The sequence below is a fragment of the Clostridium sp. RTP31139st1_H3_RTP31139_211217 genome, assembly GCF_040227035.1.
Taxonomy (GTDB): domain Bacteria; phylum Bacillota; class Clostridia; order Clostridiales; family Clostridiaceae; genus Clostridium; species Clostridium saudiense.
In genome coordinates this window covers 1-17300 of the sequence record NZ_JBCOAB010000061.1, presented here as the reverse complement: position 1 = coordinate 17300, position 17300 = coordinate 1, and the positions used below count along the sequence as shown (strand labels likewise).

Annotated in this window: 16 protein-coding genes and 1 pseudogene; 4 read left to right on the top strand and 13 right to left on the bottom strand. The window is 26.9% G+C overall.

Features of this window, described 5'->3' with window-relative positions; all coding sequences use genetic code 11:
• Positions 1-195 precede the first annotated feature (195 nt).
• Together bsh and ABUA17_RS16680 are read right to left on the bottom strand one after the other, a co-directional pair.
• A complete protein-coding gene (gene bsh / locus ABUA17_RS16685) occupies positions 196-1185 on the bottom strand; it encodes a choloylglycine hydrolase (RefSeq protein ID WP_042395251.1) in 990 nt (329 codons plus the stop codon).
• Between the two features lie 132 nt (positions 1186-1317).
• Positions 1318-2811 (bottom strand): NAD(P)H-hydrate dehydratase, encoded by a 1494-nt coding sequence (locus ABUA17_RS16680; protein WP_195951297.1) that lies wholly within the window; start codon positions 2809-2811, stop codon positions 1318-1320.
• A 295-nt stretch (positions 2812-3106) separates the two neighbouring features.
• Between ABUA17_RS16680 and ABUA17_RS16675 the strand changes: the two genes are divergently transcribed.
• The gene (locus ABUA17_RS16675) at positions 3107-3799 is read left to right on the top strand and encodes a Crp/Fnr family transcriptional regulator (protein ID WP_055291450.1); all 693 of its coding nucleotides are present in this window, start codon (positions 3107-3109) and stop codon (positions 3797-3799) included.
• A complete protein-coding gene (locus tag ABUA17_RS16670) occupies positions 3789-4211 on the top strand; it encodes a cytidine deaminase (protein WP_042395241.1) in 423 nt (140 codons plus the stop codon). The genes ABUA17_RS16675 and ABUA17_RS16670 overlap by 11 nt, the downstream gene beginning before the upstream one ends.
• Before the next feature lie 108 nt (positions 4212-4319).
• Here the strand turns inward: ABUA17_RS16670 and srtB are convergent, their stop codons facing one another.
• From srtB to ABUA17_RS16640, 6 genes and pseudogenes are all read right to left on the bottom strand, one after another.
• A complete protein-coding gene (gene srtB / locus ABUA17_RS16665) occupies positions 4320-5009 on the bottom strand; it encodes a class B sortase (protein WP_195951296.1) in 690 nt (229 codons plus the stop codon).
• Between the two features lie 147 nt (positions 5010-5156).
• Positions 5157-6881 carry an immunoglobulin-like domain-containing protein gene (locus tag ABUA17_RS16660; RefSeq protein ID WP_195952341.1) on the bottom strand — a complete coding sequence of 575 codons (1725 nt, stop codon included), beginning with the start codon at positions 6879-6881 and terminating at the stop codon, positions 5157-5159.
• Between the two features lie 39 nt (positions 6882-6920).
• Positions 6921-6992: pseudogene (locus ABUA17_RS16655) on the bottom strand (hypothetical protein); the annotation flags it as partial.
• A 19-nt stretch (positions 6993-7011) separates the two neighbouring features.
• Positions 7012-10008 carry a pectate lyase-like adhesive domain-containing protein gene (locus ABUA17_RS16650; RefSeq protein WP_195951294.1) on the bottom strand — a complete coding sequence of 999 codons (2997 nt, stop codon included), beginning with the start codon at positions 10006-10008 and terminating at the stop codon, positions 7012-7014.
• 852 nt (positions 10009-10860) lie between these two features.
• Positions 10861-11310 (bottom strand): NUDIX hydrolase, encoded by a 450-nt coding sequence (locus tag ABUA17_RS16645; RefSeq protein ID WP_042402438.1) that lies wholly within the window; start codon positions 11308-11310, stop codon positions 10861-10863.
• 65 nt (positions 11311-11375) lie between these two features.
• Positions 11376-11639, bottom strand: a complete 264-nt coding sequence (locus tag ABUA17_RS16640; protein ID WP_042402435.1) for a hypothetical protein — start codon at positions 11637-11639, stop codon at positions 11376-11378.
• Between the two features lie 165 nt (positions 11640-11804).
• Between ABUA17_RS16640 and ABUA17_RS16635 the strand changes: the two genes are divergently transcribed.
• The gene (locus tag ABUA17_RS16635; protein WP_042402432.1) at positions 11805-12503 is read left to right on the top strand and encodes a YoaK family protein; all 699 of its coding nucleotides are present in this window, start codon (positions 11805-11807) and stop codon (positions 12501-12503) included.
• 80 nt (positions 12504-12583) lie between these two features.
• Here ABUA17_RS16635 and ABUA17_RS16630 read toward each other — a convergent pair whose 3' ends face one another.
• From ABUA17_RS16630 to ABUA17_RS16620, 3 genes are all read right to left on the bottom strand, one after another.
• On the bottom strand, positions 12584-13759 hold the full coding sequence (locus ABUA17_RS16630) for a macrolide family glycosyltransferase (protein WP_195951293.1): 1176 nt from the start codon (positions 13757-13759) through the stop codon (positions 12584-12586).
• Positions 13760-13788: 29 nt separating this feature from the next.
• A complete protein-coding gene (locus tag ABUA17_RS16625; protein WP_347372454.1) occupies positions 13789-14007 on the bottom strand; it encodes an AbrB/MazE/SpoVT family DNA-binding domain-containing protein in 219 nt (72 codons plus the stop codon).
• Between the two features lie 96 nt (positions 14008-14103).
• A complete protein-coding gene (locus ABUA17_RS16620) occupies positions 14104-14214 on the bottom strand; it encodes a helix-turn-helix transcriptional regulator (RefSeq protein WP_347372451.1) in 111 nt (36 codons plus the stop codon).
• 280 nt (positions 14215-14494) lie between these two features.
• Here ABUA17_RS16620 and ABUA17_RS16615 point away from each other — a divergent pair, with 280 nt between their 5' ends.
• The gene (locus ABUA17_RS16615; RefSeq protein WP_042402421.1) at positions 14495-14875 is read left to right on the top strand and encodes a hypothetical protein; all 381 of its coding nucleotides are present in this window, start codon (positions 14495-14497) and stop codon (positions 14873-14875) included.
• A gap of 114 nt (positions 14876-14989) precedes the next feature.
• On the opposite strand, the gene ABUA17_RS16610 is transcribed toward ABUA17_RS16615, so the two are convergent.
• Together ABUA17_RS16610 and ABUA17_RS16605 are read right to left on the bottom strand one after the other, a co-directional pair.
• Positions 14990-15862 (bottom strand): SPL family radical SAM protein, encoded by an 873-nt coding sequence (locus ABUA17_RS16610; RefSeq protein ID WP_042402417.1) that lies wholly within the window; start codon positions 15860-15862, stop codon positions 14990-14992.
• A 155-nt stretch (positions 15863-16017) separates the two neighbouring features.
• On the bottom strand, positions 16018-16875 hold the full coding sequence (locus ABUA17_RS16605; RefSeq protein ID WP_042402414.1) for an AraC family transcriptional regulator: 858 nt from the start codon (positions 16873-16875) through the stop codon (positions 16018-16020).
• Positions 16876-17300: the final 425 nt, after the last annotated feature.

Here is a 17300-nt window from a genome sequence, read left to right as displayed (position 1 = left end):
CTAGGCTTATAGAGTCTGGGATTTATTTTTTTTTTGCAAAAGGGGCCTCGCACTAATTATTTAGTGCGACAGCCCCTCTTGTATTTTATAAATTATTTTTATCTAACTATACTTATTCATCTATTTAATAAATCCTTTCCTTAGGCTATAGTAGCTTGTTTAGATTTAATTACATAAGTATTGATTAATTATATTTTAATTTTGATAATTTATATCTTGAGTTGTTGGATATGGGAATATTTTCAATTCTTTACCTTCTAATTTTTCTTTCTTCATATCAACTGCACTTATTCTATTATTATCATAAGATTTATAATAATAAATACCTTCTTGTTGATCCATACAAGAAGAATATAATGTTAAGTCCTCTAATCCATCTTTAGTTATAACACCGCCCTTTACCATTTTTACATAATCAAGCATATGGAAAAATTGAGTAACTGCTTGAATATCATTTTTTACTGAAGTCATATGTGCTCTAATATAAGCAATTCTTACAAATCTTGAAGCTGGAGCAAAGTCACCAGGTATTCCTAAACTTCCTGCACCTATTCCTAAAGGAGTTAACTCTTGATCACTCCATTTAGTATCATTAGGATAATTTGGAGTAAGATATAAATATTCATTTAAATTTGTTAAGTGCCAATCAAATGTTGGATTGTTAGTCATTACTCCAACAGTATTATCATAAAAAGCAAATTTATTTTTAGTTTTTTCAACTACAATAGACTTTCCTGTTTTATCACTTATCATCCAATGTAGTGTTGGACAAGGAGTTTTTTCATTAAGAGGAATATCAACTAATTCTATATTTTCAATATCCTTCTTAACTTCCTCTATAGTATCATGATTAGATAATACCCATTGAATAAAGTCATAGGGACCAATATTAGTTTTTCCTTCAACAGGCTCCTTTTCCCAATAAGCATAGCCTGCAAAATTTAAACCAGCACAAGCTAATCCATTTTCATTCATACCATCAGCTATTGTAGGATGATTATCAATAACTGTTCCCATACCAATTATTGCACGATTATTAGTTATCATATTTCCTGTAACTTTATCTTTAAATTGAAAACTTTTTGGTATTATCATGACTGCTTGATTAAAGGTATAAGCCAAATCCATATTTCTTCCAAAAAAATATTTTCCTTCATCTGATTTTATACTTAATGCTGTACACATATTTACACCTCATTTTTATTTACTATATAAATTGACTATATATGAGTTTATTATGTGTATTATTAAGCACACTATACTAATTAAATCACAATTTTGACTTTTTAAAATCTTATGAATTTCATTACCAATAACTTATTTTACAAGGTATTCAACTACATACGGAATTTTTTCTATAACATGTGAAGCATTAACGCAAAACATCTCTTTTGAAAGTATATCACCACAATATCCATGAATATATGCTGATACTATTGTAGCTTTAAAAGGTTCATACCCTTGCCCTATAAAAGAAGCAATAATTCCTGTAAGAGTATCTCCCATTCCACCTGAAGCCATCTTACTATTACCTGTTGAATTTACATAAACTTCATTACCATCAGTAATTATAGTATTATATCCTTTTAGCAATACTATCACCTTATATTCTTTAGCAAAATTAACAGCAATACCTATTCTATTTTCAATTAAACTTTCAACATCAACACCAGTAAGTCTAGACATTTCTCCCATATGAGGTGTTATTATAATCTTTCTTTTACTATTCTTTAATAATTCTAAATTACCTTTAAGTACATTTAATGCATCAGCATCAAGAACTACAGGGCACCCATTTTTAGATAGAATATTTTTTACACACTTTAATGTCAATTCATTATTTCCCATTCCTGGTCCTATTGCTATACTATCACTATTTGATATAACACCTTCAAATGCAATATCCTCATAAGACATTGACATAGCTTCTACTAACTTACTTTTTAAAATATCTAATATAGATTTCTTTGTACAAAGAGTAACAAGCCCTGCCCCACTTCTTACTGCTGCCTCTGTTGAAATATATGCTGCTCCTGTAAAATTTTCAGATCCTGCCATAATAGTAATTCTCCCAAAATCACCTTTATGTGCACACTTATTTCTCTTTTTTATAATATTTTTTACATCACCTATTTCTGTTAAATACTCCTTATGGTGAAATTTATTAACTACATATTCTGGTACACCTATTTTTTCAACTATTATAGTACCTATATACTTTTCACCTTCATAATCTAAAAAACCTTTTTTGTAAACTTCAAAAGAAATAGTTTTATTTGCTTCGATAGAAGTTCCTAAAATACCAAAGCTATCACATTTCATTCCTGAAGGTATATCTATAGCCATTATATATGAATTACTCTTATTTATACTTTTAATAACTTCCTCATAGATGCCTTCTATTTTCCTAGTTAAACCTACTCCAAAGATTGCATCAATAGCCATATCATTTTCTAATAATGCTTCCCTTAAATTTATCATATCCTCACAGGTAATAATATGCTTTATATCAATTCCTATATTTTTTAAAATATTATAATTTGCAAAGCAATCCTTACTCATAGAATGATTTCCTACTATAAAAACATCTATTTTCATATTCATGCTAAAAAGTTGGCGTGCAACAGCAAGGCCATCTCCCCCATTATTTCCTGTTCCGCAGACTATAGTAAATGATTTAAACTTTTGAAAATCTATATTTTTAATAACCTTCAATGCTGCATTTTCCATAAGAACAATTGAAGGAATGCCCAAATCATTTATACAATAATTATCAATATTTCTTATTAACTCAGAATTTCCTATTTTCAAAATATCATCACCTTTTCAACATTTAATTTATTCTAATTATAACATTATTTAACTATCTACTATGATTTTATTTCATCTATCCCTCTTATTATATTTCACAAAAAAAACTCTCCCCTTTTTAAACATTATCTATATTTTAAATATATTTTACATCTTAATAATATTATTAATTTCACAAAGCTCCTTTAAATACTCTTGGACATTTGTCCTTGATTTTTTCTTGTAACTTCTTTAAATTAATTAATATGATATAATTAATTTACTTTATTTAACTTACTTACTAAGGAGAATTAAAATGAACAACTTACCTTATTTTTTAGATACTTGTCCTAGTTATATAAAAAGTAAATTTATAAACATAAAGTTTAATACTTTTGATAAAATTCTTATACAAAATGAAATTGCTGACTCGGTATATATAATAAAAAAAGGAAAAGTCAAAGTTTATTCACTAACACCTACTGGTGTTAAATATCTTGAAAGAACTTATTGTGAAAATGAGCTATTTGGAGAACTAGAAATATTTGCTGATAAACCTATATTAAATTATGTAGAAGCAATTGAACCTTGTGAAGCTATTAAAATTTCTAAAGAATCTTTTTTAGAATGGATTAAATATGATAGTGATTTTTCTTTATATGTACACATAAAACTTTCCGAAAAAATGTATCATACTTCTATTAATAGTAAAGCAAATGTGGCCTATAATTTAAAAGATAGAGTATTATTCTTTTTATGGAAATTTTTAAATGATCACAATTTAAATACTGTACATAAGGATATACTAGTAGAAAGTGTTGGTTCAAACATTAGAAGTGTTAATAGAATTATTAAAGAGTTAGCCAATGAAAATATTGTTGAATATAACAAAGGATTTATTAAGGTAAATGACATAAATAATCTTGTTGATATAATTTTCTCACCTAATCCTAATAATAATTTAGTAGGTATTTTTAATAAAAAAACAGGAGGTAACTATGATAGATAGAAAATTATTAATAGAAAAAGCATTTGATGCTCAAAAATATTGTTATACACCATATTCTAATTTTAATGTAGGTGCTGCTTTACTTTGTGGTAATGGTGAAATTTATCAAGGCTGCAATATAGAAAATGCTGCATTTACCCCTACAAACTGTGCTGAAAGAACAGCTTTCTTCAAAGCAATTTCAGAAGGACAAAAGGACTTTACCGCTATTGCTATTGTAGGAAACAAAGCTGGTATTAAACCTGGAGATGGTGATTACTGTGCCCCTTGTGCTGTTTGCAGACAGGTTATGGCTGAGTTTTGTGACTTAAAAAACTTTAAAGTAATTATTGCAAAAAGTACTGAAGACTATTTAGAATATACATTAGACGAACTTTTACCATTAGCATTTACAGGTAAAAATTTAGACTAAACTATTAAAAGCTATTGATTTTCATCAATAGCTTTATTTATATAAATTTTCTCATATATAACTTTATCAATACTTTTAAATCTTTCAAAATAAAATAAGATTAGTAAATTATTGTTCTTTATCTATAAGCTTACCTGTAACTACCAATCTAGCATCATCAAATTCATATGAACATGTTGATAAAGTTATAATTTTATCATTTTCATTGACACTTATATCTGATTTATATATTGATTTATTTTTTATTCTCTCTAAAAATTCTTTATATTCATCTTTGTCTTCAAAACTAGTTTTAGTATAATTATCATTAATATCTGTTATATATACAGAAAAAACCTTATATTTTAAATATTGACCGTTACTTAACTCTATTTCTATATAATTATTATTGTAGAAAAAGTCTTCTTCTTTATATTTTTTTAAATTTGCAAACATAGTTCCATTTTTCATGTTATGTCCAAATAATACGGTATTTTGATCATCAAATCCATTATTTAAATAATTCATAAATATTGAACCTGATACTATGTACTCATTATTTATATCTTTATATAAATACTCTTCATTATCTTGTCCTTGAAGAATTGGATAATTTATATTTGTATTATCAATTTTTATCCACCCTCTATAATTTATATTTTTTTCAAATAAATTATCACTTTCTTCCTTTTCTTCTCTAATTAAATTATATACTTTATCCGCATCATTATATTCTTTTAATTGATGAATTATTTTATATGCACATATAACTATTATTAAAGTTAAGACTATATTAATTATACTTTTAAATATTTTCATTAAACAATCCCTCATTTTTATCTTATAATTTATAAATTTTTCTCATAATATAACTTATCAAAACTTTAATTTATATTATTAATGTAAATTAAAGAAAATTGTAACCTATATAATAGATTACAATTTTCATTTTGTTAATATATAATATTATTTAATTTCATCTTTATTAGACTCATCTTTATTAGACTCATCCTTATTAGCTTCGTCTTCACCTATTACAGTAACTTCTCTTTCTACTACAGTAATATTTCCATCTCTATCTTCAACAGTATATTTAATTATATATTTACCTGGAGTATTGTTGTCAAAGTTTCCTAAATCAACATTAACTTTCAAATCATCTATAGTATCACGATCATCTGTAATTACAATTCCATCCATTGGGTCAAAAGTATTTCCTACTTCAATTGTAATATTAGTAATTTCATCAACTACAGGAGATTCACCTTTATCATTTACACTTGCCTTTAACTTTTCTAAAGTTTCTTGAATAAGTGTTAATCTACTATTGGTCTCCCATTGATTTAATGAGTTTGTTTTAATTAATTCTTCAGTTTCTGAAATTAAATCTTTTAATTCATTAACAGCCTCTTCTGGATATTGTCCACCTAAAATACCAATTAGATTTTCATTAACTATTTTATCATAGAATGAATTTGCTTTATTTATTTCTTCATTTAAATATTTATAATCAACAGTTGCAGGAGCTAATGGAATTTCTACATCTTTGTATTTTGAATATCCATCATTTACTTTTGATAATGCATAATCTTCTGTTGATTCTGTTAAAGTAAGATTGCCTGAATTATATCCAACTGTAATATCTTTTTCAACATATGTATTTCCAGAAGCTATAAATTTTCCATTCTTATATGCTTGTTGTGCTCTACCACTTATTGTTATTTGATCTCTATCATCGCTTAAGAACTGATTTTTATATATTACGAAGTTTTGAACATCTCCAAAAGCATCATTCCATGTATTTGTTCCTGTAGTTCCATCAGCATTAGTAACTTTAAAACTTAAGTCATCTCCATCTCTAAAGCTTTGGTAATATAATATTCCTGTACCTTGTCCTCCAAAGTTTGTAACTTGGTGGAATAAGTTATTATATATAGTTGTATTATAAAGTATACATTCTTCTTGAGTTAAATCACCATATATATAAGTTAATACTGGTACATCATAGAAATGATTTGAACCTATATATGCATTTTCACCATTTCTTATTTTTAATCCTCCAGCAGCTCCATTTTCCATACCCTTGAAGTAATTTCCATATATATTTAAGTTCTTATATCCCTTAGAATATATTATATGGTCTCTTCTTTGTCCATCTTTATCACCACTTAACGTAAAGTTTGATAATGCAGGAAGATTTATTGTTGATAAATCAATATCGTCTGTTATTTTATAAATTCCTTCTGGGAAATAAATTTCTCTACCATGTGAAGCAGCATATTCTATAAGCTTCTTTAGGTTTTCAGTATCATCTGTAACTCCATCCCCAGCTAATCTAACATAAGTTCCATCAGGATTTTTAACTTCAGTATTTTCTTTAGCATTTATAACTGTTTGAATAATCATATAGTCAGTTGTCTGCTCTTTATACTTTTTATTACGCTCTTCTCCTGTTATTCCAAATAAATTAAGATAATACTCACTTAGAACTTTTTCTTCCATATCATTTTCGTATTTATTATATATACCATTAGGTACAATAAACTCATTTTTTTGGAAATGTCCATCAAGCATCTCTAAGTTAGTAACTCCAACATTTATATTAGACTCTTCTTGTTTTATAGAACCAATTACTTCTACACGCGAATCTATATCTTTATCTCCTCTAAGAGTTCTTGATCTTGTAATCATTATTCCACTGTTGTTGTCTTTAGTAGAACAATCCTTTAAATTAACCGTACTACCATTAACAAATATACCGTATCTAGTTGAATTTTCTATATTTACAGTATCAAGAAGTATATCACGTGAATTATAAATATTAACCCCTATATCTGTAGAATTTCTTACTGTTAAATCTTTTAAATACTATATCATTTCCTTTTAGAGTTATACTTGCCAGCTTATTTAAATCAATGACATTACCTTGACCTTCAATAGTTATATTAGAACTAACTTCTAATTCACTAACATCACTTCCTAAAATACTTAAGGCATTTTCATCAATTGTAATATCATTATTAATATGCAATACATTACCGTTGTTGCTTATATTTTTTACAAAATCCTCAGCTGTTTTTATATTAACATCTACTCTTGAGAAATAGTCTACTGTAGCTTTTCCATTACTATCTTTCTCAGTTCCATGTACATATAATCCTTGATTGTCTATTATTGTACTATCTTTTTCGTTCTTCTCTTTTATTGTTTGCATATGAACAGTATCATTAGTATAAACATTTTTAGATAAAATTTCTACAGTTGATTCGCCTCTAACTTGAATACCTCTATATAAGTTATTACTACTAGATATTTCATCAATTTTAACTGTAGATTTATATATATCTACTCCAACTGTACTTCTTTCTTCTTTTGGTAAATCTATACTCTTACCAGTTAACTTAACTTTTTTCAAAGTTGTATTTGTTGCCGTATATACACTTAATCCAGTTGTTTTATAGTTAGTAATTTCAATTTCTTCTAATGTTGTATCTTTTCCACTTACTTTAAAGCTATAAGTATTAGCTAAATCAAATTTATGATTGTTACCATAAATTGTAACACTACTTTTTGATATATCTAAATTTTCAGTAAATGTAATATCTCCAGCTATAGATATGGCTACATTCTTTAACTCAACAGCTTTTTTCAATTGTTCAAATGTCGTTACATTTTCAACCTTACGGATATTATAATATTCTCTAACGTTTCCTGAAGCATCTTTCTTTTCATCTGTTTTATTATATTGATTAGTCTTATCTATTATTTTATTGTTGTTTTTACCATTATTAACTAAGCTTATAAGGTCATCTACATCATTTGTATGTTTATTACCACCTAAAAGCTCAACTTCTGCTCCATCCCTTACTAATATTCCACTTTGTTTATGATTTGAAGTTATTATATTTTGAATTTTCACAGTAGAGTCAAGTGCAATATCTAATCCAACTGAGCTTTTAGCACCATCTCCTATTAACTCTATATCTTCTAAAGTTATATTTTTTGCATTATATACTAATAACCCCTGTGATGTATATCCTTTAATCTTTACTTTACTTATCTTAGAACCAGTTGCTGTTGATTTAATTGTTATCTTTTTCCCCTCAGCTAAAGTAATAGTTCTATTGTTACCATTTATTATTACATTTTGTCCTGATATTTGAAGTTCCTCTTTTAATTCAATATCTTGATTTAAGTTTATAATTCTATTACTTTGTGATACTGCAGTTATTAACTCATCAACCGTGTTTACTTCCTTAGTTTCAAAGAATCCATAATATATTTCTTGTGTGCCTGTACCACCTTGAGTTCCTTGAGAAGTTTGAAGATATTGATTAGTATCATCCTTTATTGCACTTGGTTTTTCTCCAGTAGCTACTACAACTTTAATTATCTCTTTATCATCAGTATGAGTATTTCCACCTACGAACTCTACATCAGATTCATTCTTTAAAGTAATTGCGCAGCTATGATTGCTACTTTTTATAGCATTCATTCTTGCTTTAGAATCAGATAATTCTATACCAGTTGAATTTTGACCCTTAACCCCTGTAAGGCTTATATTATTTAAATCAACACTTGACTTACTTCCTAACCTTATTCCAGCAGTTTTATGATTTGTACTTGTTACATTTTCTATTTTTATATCAGTAGAGCCATTAAGATCTATTGCCACTAAACTCTTACTTCCATCACCTGTTAAGTTTATATTTTCTAATGTTATATTATTAGTTTTATATAAGAATATAGCTTGTGACCCATAATTATTAATATTGATATCACTTAATTTAGTACCTTCTGCTGCTTGCTTTACTGTTATCTTTTTACCAGTACTTAAATCTAAATTTCTTCCTTCTCCATTAAATGTTATATTTTTACCTGTTATTATTAATTCTTCATCTAATTTAATATCTGATTTTATATTTATAATTGAGTTATCTACTGCTACTGCGGCCTCTAATTCTGTGAAGTTATTTACATTTATAATTTCTCTAAAACTATAAAATGTATTTTTCTTATCTGTTTCTGTTGTTTCAGATGTTTGAATATATTGCTCAGTAACACCTAAAATTTTGTTTTCACCTTCTGTGTTTAAAACAACATCTTTAACTGCAAATTTATCATTTTTATGAACATTTCTTCCTTCAAATGTAACTGTTGATTGCTTTCTTACTCTTATTCCAGCCTCTTTATGATTTTCACTTTTTATATTATTAATTTTTACCGTAGCACCTGCTAAATCTATTCCTACTGTACTTTTATTAGGTGTACCAATAACCTCTACAGTATCTAAAGTTACATCTTTAGCATTATCTACTGCTATTCCTATTTGTTCATAATTTACAACCTTTAGATTATTTAATACAGTACCTGTTGCTGTTGATTTAACTACTACCTTATTTGTAGTATTATTTAAATCAAGTTTATTTCCATTACCATTAATAGTTATATTTTCTTTTATTATATTTAAATTATCAGTTAAAGTTATATCTTTAGTTATATTTACAACTGAATTTGCCACTGTTATAGCATTTTTTAGTTCATCAAAAGTTTCTACATTTACAACCTTAGCCCTATAATTTGTTGTTGTAGTTGTTACTACTCCTGAAGTTGTATTTGAGTCACTCTGTGTTGTACCAATTTCAAGATATTGCTTTTCAACATCATCTATCTTATTAGGATTTTCTCCAGTTTTTGTTATATTTTGAACATCTACTTTATCATTTTTATGAGTATTTGTTCCTTTTAATGTAAGAGTTGAGCCATTTTTCACTCTTATTCCACTATATTTATGGTTTTCACTTTTTATATTTTCCATTTCTACAGTAGATCCATCTAAGTCAATTCCTACATTAGCTTGGTTAATTGAGTATCTTCATTAGCATCTGATATATGCTCTTCTTTTCCTATGGATTCAGTTTCCGGATTAACTTCAGCTATCTCTTCATTTGGTTGGATTACTTCAGAATCTTTATTTATCTCTTCTAATCCACTTTCATGATTTGCTTCAGTTTCATTATCTATAGATTGTGTTATTTCTACAGTTTAATTTTTATCCGATAATTCGCCTTGCCTAATATCACAATAAGCAACATTATTTGAAATCATAGCAGTTATCAGTGTTCCTGTTATCACTTTTTTCATTAGTATCCCTTCCTCCTTAATCTGATATAGTTTTATACTTTCTACATATACTTTTCACCAAATTCTCTTCTTATCACTTCACACCTTTCCCCTATTTTAAGTTAATATAATTTATATTAAGTCCACATAAACATTATAAAATAATACATCTAGTATTATAAAAACTATATATGATATAAATTGTATATAAAAATTCATTTAATTACTTTATAAACACCTCCTGTCTTTTTCTTCATTTTTCTACAATTTTCTCACATAAATTTGCTTATATTGAACTTATTTTTAAAATTTCTCTCGTATTATACAATAAACTCTTTAATTATATAACTTATAGTATAATATATTCTTTAATGTAATTAAAATTTAAATTAAACATTTTTTTATCATATGTTACCTATAAAATTCACTTCATTTCTCTTTTGGATTTTCTATACCTCTACAAGAATTTATCACCTATATTTATGAAAGAATCATAATAAAAAAAGTTATTAGGCTTGTTTTCCTAATAACTTATATTTATAACTATTTATAAATTGTAATATTGTTCTATAAATACCTTATGACTTCTAGGTATATTTTCTGGTAACTCATTATAACCAAAAAAACGTAAATCTTTAGTTTCAAAATTATCTATACTTAATTTACCACTATAACTTTTACATACATATCCTATTGTTATAAAAAATGCCTTATCTCCATGTGGAAATTCAATAAAACAATTTTTTCCCGAAGTTGTTCCTAAAAGCCTTAATTCATTTATATCTAAACCAGTTTCTTCTTTTGCTTCTCTAATTGCAGTTGCTTCAAGTGATTCACCTAGTTCCGTAATTCCGCCTATTAATCCCCACTTATAAGGAAATGTTCCCCTCTTTTGTAATAATATTTGATTATTTTCATTTATTATTAATACATTTACACCTGTTAAGTTTATTGAATCATGACCTACTTTTTTTCTTATGTATTTAACATAATCCATATTTATAACCTCACCATTTTCATTAACCTAAAAAACTTATATTATACTTACAATTAAAATGTATATTATTTACCATTTATAACTTCCCATTCTAAAAGTAATGTTGCTAATGCTAAAATTGATAATATTGCATTAGGAAATGTTCCTAGCCTTTTAAAACTTGAAAAATCTATTAAAAATAATACCCAAACTATTGCTGTAATAATATGCAATGTAATTTTTACATATTTCTTACTTATAAATGTCTTAAAAGGACCTTTTTCTTTAATATTATTTTCTTTTTTTACCATTGGTTTTTTTGTATTGTTTTTACGTTTCTTCTTAGCCATCCTTTGTCCTCATTTCTATATACATTAGTCTTACATCTTATTATATACTATTTTCATTGATAAAAATAATGATATTAGTGTATAAATACTAAAGATATTTTTCTGATATAGGGCATACTATATACGTCATTGATAGAAATACTTAGATCTTAAAGGTGAATTTATATGAAAAATAATAATCATAAAACACACAAAACACCTCCATTTGAAAGGCCATTATTTATAATGATAATAACTTTTGTTGGAGGATATATGAATGGCTACACCTACATCACAAGAAATAATACATTGGCTAATATGCACACTGCCAATATGTCTAAATTTGGAATTAATATTGCACTTGGAGAATGGCTAGAGGCACTACATTATTTTATTCCAATCTTAACTTGTATATTAGGTGCTGCATTTAGCAAATTAATTGAAACTATACTTATAAATTTTAACTTTAAAGGAGACTGGAGAAAGTTTGCCCTTATATTAGAAGCAATTTCATTATTTATAATAGGATTGCTTCCTACTTCTTTTCCAGATATTATAGTTACGAATCTTGTTTCTTTTTTTATGGGATATCAATTATGCTTATTTAGAACATGTCTTGGTGTTCCATTCAATACAACAATATGTACCGGAAATATTAGAAGTGTTGGGTTGTTTTTATTTGATGCATTAGATATAGAAAATAAGGAATCTTTTAAAAAATTAATCACTTTTACAGTTCTTACTTTTTCTTTTGCAATTGGTGCTATTCCCGGAACTTTAATATCTCTTGCTTTAAGTGTTAAAGCTGTGTGGATTTGTAGCTTTATATTATTTTTACAATCGTTTTGGATATATTCTTATGAAAATAAAATAGGAAAAATTTAAATTACCTATTAAGTTGAAATAAAAAGACAGTATGTTATTATATATATTTTTTTACATACTGTCTAAAACTACAACTTAATTTACTTGCTTTCATCTATAATTTTTAATATTACATCAGCTGCTCTCTTTGCTCCACCTGCATTATGAAAACTTTTTGATATATTCTTTGAATTTTCTTTATATTCATTACTGTTAATAACTTTAATAACTGCAGATTTAATATATTCTGGCTTATCTTTTTTTAACATAACTCCTGCCCCCAACTTCTCAACTCTCTCTGCTACCATTTTTTGTTCTGAATGTTGTGGAAATAGCACCATGGGAATTCCATAATATAAACTCTCATTAATACTATTCATTCCACAATGAGTAATAAATATATCTGTTTCTTGAAGCACTTTAATTTGTTCAACAGAATTTTCAATCTTAAAGTTACTAGGTATATTTCCTAAATTTTTAATATTAGTACTATTCCCTATAGACATGATTACATCAAAACTAGTATCTTTAAATGCCTTTATGCAATTTTTATAAAATTTAATATTTTTGTTATTAACTGTCCCAAGCGAAATATATATTCTCTTCCTATTTCTTTCCTTAATCTCAACTATAGTATTAGCTACAGATGGCCCTACAAAATAATACTTATTAGAAAAAGTCTCTACCATAGGTTGAAATTCTTTTGATGTATATACAATAGTATTTGTATCATTATCATTGTTAACAATAGAAATAAAATTCTTTACATCATATCCTTGCTTTCTTAAAAGCTCTATTTTTTTATTAATCCTTCCCATTCCAAAAATCATACGCATTATTTCATTTAAACCTTGCTTCATCATCCTTGCTGTATGCTCATTAAAAGCAAATGTTGTTGTAGAGCATATATATGGAATATTTAATTTTTGTGCAAATAATTTTCCCCAAAAACTTAACGAATCTGATACAATACAATCTGGTTTAAATACATCAAGATCATCACAAACCTTTTTATCTAAAGCTAAAGTAGTGTCTACAATCATTTCTATTAAAGCTGGAAAATCCTTTCCTACTTTCTTCTCATCTTCTGGTCTAAGTTCTGGTAAATATTTATCACAACAAATACATTTTGCACCTGCAGATTCAATTTTGTCTTTAAACTCTTTAAATGAATAATATACTACTTCATTTCCTCTAGCTACTAACTCTCTAATCACTTCTATTGTTGGATTAGTATGTCCATGTGCAGGAATACAGAAAAAAACTATTTTACTCATATCTTTCACCATCCTTTATATGGTTTAACTTATTCATCCTTCATGGCTAATCCCATATTTCCCACGAAATTTATTAAATCACGTTGATGAACAATTCCAAGGCCTCTTTCCTCATCTCCTAGTATCAATAATTTATCACCTGCATTTATATTAAATACAATTCTTGCTTCCTTTGGAATCACAATTTGACCCCTTTCTCCAACTACAACAGATCCAAAGAAGAACTTTCCTTTAGGTGGTACTCCAATTCCTGTTTCTTCTTCTGAGTGATTAACTAAATCATCTAATTTAACGTTATATAAATTTGCAAGCTTTATACAACTCTCTATATCTGGATTAGATTCTCAATTTTCCCATTTTGCTACCGATTGTCTAGAAACATTAATCTTCTCAGCTATTTCCTCTTGCGTATATTGATTCTTTTTTCTTAGACTCTTCAAATTCCTACTAATCATACTTTTCATACCTCCTATATTTATCTTATTAAAATTATTAATTACTTTCTATCAACTAACCTTAACATTCATATATATATTTATATACATTTACTTATTAATTAATAATTTTATTTTTACATATCCTTTCCGTGTTTCTACTGCTATGTTCTATATAGCTAAATTTTTAATTTTATAATTCTCTAAGGTTCCATATAAAAAATATTTTTATTTAACTTAAACAAACTCTCATTTTCTAAATATTATATATTATACAATCTAATGATAGGAGATGAGATACATGTCAAGACATTATTGTAATAAAGAATCATCTTGCTGTAATAACAACTGCTGTAACCCTTGTGAAGGCTACAGCAATGGTGTATTAGGCTTTGGTAACTCCTTTTTTTATATACTAGCAATTTTATTAATATTTGGTGGCGGCGGCTTTGGTCCAGGTAGCTTTTTCGGAGACTATAACAATATATATCGCTGTAGTGGATTTAATACTGGTTGGTGTAATGATAGCGGATCTAACAATAGTATCTTTAATAATAGCAACTTTAGTTCTAATACACTTTCTAACTCCAACTTTTCTAACTCTAACATTGCTGGGCTAATTAGCGGTCTTTCTGGTAATGGTAATTTTGATATTGGTAACCTTACTGATTTTACAAATTAAGCAACCAAATAAAAAGCTATTAGGAACTTTAAACCTAATAGCTTTATCTATTTCTACATTAAAATCTTCTATTGTCTTTAACTTAATAATAATTATAACCATATTAAACTAACACTATATATCAAAACTTACTTGAATTTCGTTATTTTTTTCTTCAAAAGTTTTCATATATTTAAAAACCTCTTCCACTCCACAAATAATATTATTCTTCTCACAAGTTTCTTTAATAATTTTCATTAATATTTCATGATTTTCACTTACTACTTCATAACTATTACCATATTTACTTATATACTTTTCTCTTAATCCTTTAAAATTCTTATCTAAGTTTTTATAATAGTACTCTCTATTTCCATCTCTTAATGTTAATCCAATACCAAATACTATAATTCCTTTAACTTTAGCTTCTACACAATAATTTAATATTCCCCTTATATTTTCTTCAGTATCATTTATATAAGGTAAAATAGGCGTTAACCAAACAACAGTAGGAATATCATTATCCCTCATTACCTTTAACACTTCAAATCGTTCTTTAGTAGTAGAAACATTAGGTTCTATTATTTTACATAACTCTTCATCATAAGTTGTTAATGTCATCTGTACAATACACTTTGATTTATTATTTATACTTTTCAACAAATCCAAATCTCTTAATATTCTGCTAGATTTAGTTTGTATTGCTAATCCAAATCCATATTTTTCAATTATCTCCAAACATTTTCTTGTATTTTGAAGCTTTTCTTCTAATTGAATATATGGGTCACTCATTGCCCCTGTTCCAATAACACACTTTTTCCTTTTTTTCTTAAGTGCCTCCTCTAATAACTGTGGTGCATTAACTTTAACTTCTATATTTTCAAAGACATGATTCATTCCATAACAAAGACTTCGTGCATCACAATATATACATCCATGAGTACATCCCCTATAAATATTCATTCCATTATTACTAGATAGTATTCCTTTTGATATTACCTCATGCATATACCTGTAACTTCCTTCCTTAATTACTTTAATGAAATGTAAATATCAAATTTAGCATTATCATAATCTTCATTTAAATATTCTTTTAAATAAAGCCATATGCTTTCACATACAGCTTATTATTTTTATATCAATGTAATCTATTATTCTTGGAACTACTTTTTCTTTACTGGAATCCAAACTTCACAATAGTAGTTTTCATCAAAATTCCCTTTTTCATACTCACTTGGATCACTATACATTTCTATATTATACCCTGCAGCAATTTCATAGTCTATACAGTTTGGTAACCACTCTGCAAATATTTTTTTATTAACTTCTTGAATTGATGATGGCATTGGTCCATAACAAGGGAAAATAGCCCAAGTAAACTTTGGAATTGTTTTAACTACATATCCTTCCATTCCTTCTTTTTCTTTAGAATAATCCTCTGCAATAAGGTACTCAAATTCATCCCCACCCATTTCTACATCAATATTAACACCATACATTCCACATATCTCTTTTAATTTTCCTTGTGAAATATGCTCATTCCAAAATGCAGGTACCTCCATAAATGCCGAATCATATTTAAATTTCTTAAAAGCTCCTATAACCTTGAACTTATCTTTCTCAACTATTTTGTAATCCATAATATATCCACCTTCCAATGAAAATTTGATTTTAAGGGGAACAAATGATTTTATCATTGCACCTTCCTTACGAACAGCAGATGGTGTAACTCCATGAAACCTTATAAATGCTTTAGTAAAGCTGTCTGGAGAATCATATCCATACTTTATTGCGATATCTATTATTTTTTCATTAGTGGATGAAACCTCACTGCCGGCAAGTGTAAGTTTTCTTCTCCTAATGTACTCACTTAAAGAATAACCACATAACATTGCAAATCCTTTTTGAAAATAAAAAGGAGAAATATTTACCTTATCTGCAATTTCATTTACGGATAAATCCTCCGTAATATTCTCTTCAATATAAGAAATAGCTTCTCTAATGCTTTCAATCCATTCCATAATTTTTACCCTCCCATTGCAATTCGTTAACCTAATCTTACTATCATGAAAAATTCATATCCCGACTTTTTAAGCTTTCTTTTGTCTTGTATTATAACATAAATCAATAATTCCACTAACATTCTTGTTCTTTACAAAGATATTTCCTTCCTATATACCCAATAAACTAATATAGGTTCTATTCCCCCTATCTCATAATCAATTATCTTATTCTCTTCTTCTAAAAGACTATCTTTAAATAAAAAATAAACTTTTTCTTTCTAGCTTCTCAATAAAAAATAATAAAATAGCAGATGAATGTGCATTGATATGCTCCCTTTATAGTAGACAGTTAAAATAATAAAACTATCATTACTATAGAGGGAGCAATTTTTATGGGAAGAAAAGCTAAGATATCATATGAAATTAAATTTAAATTTATAGAA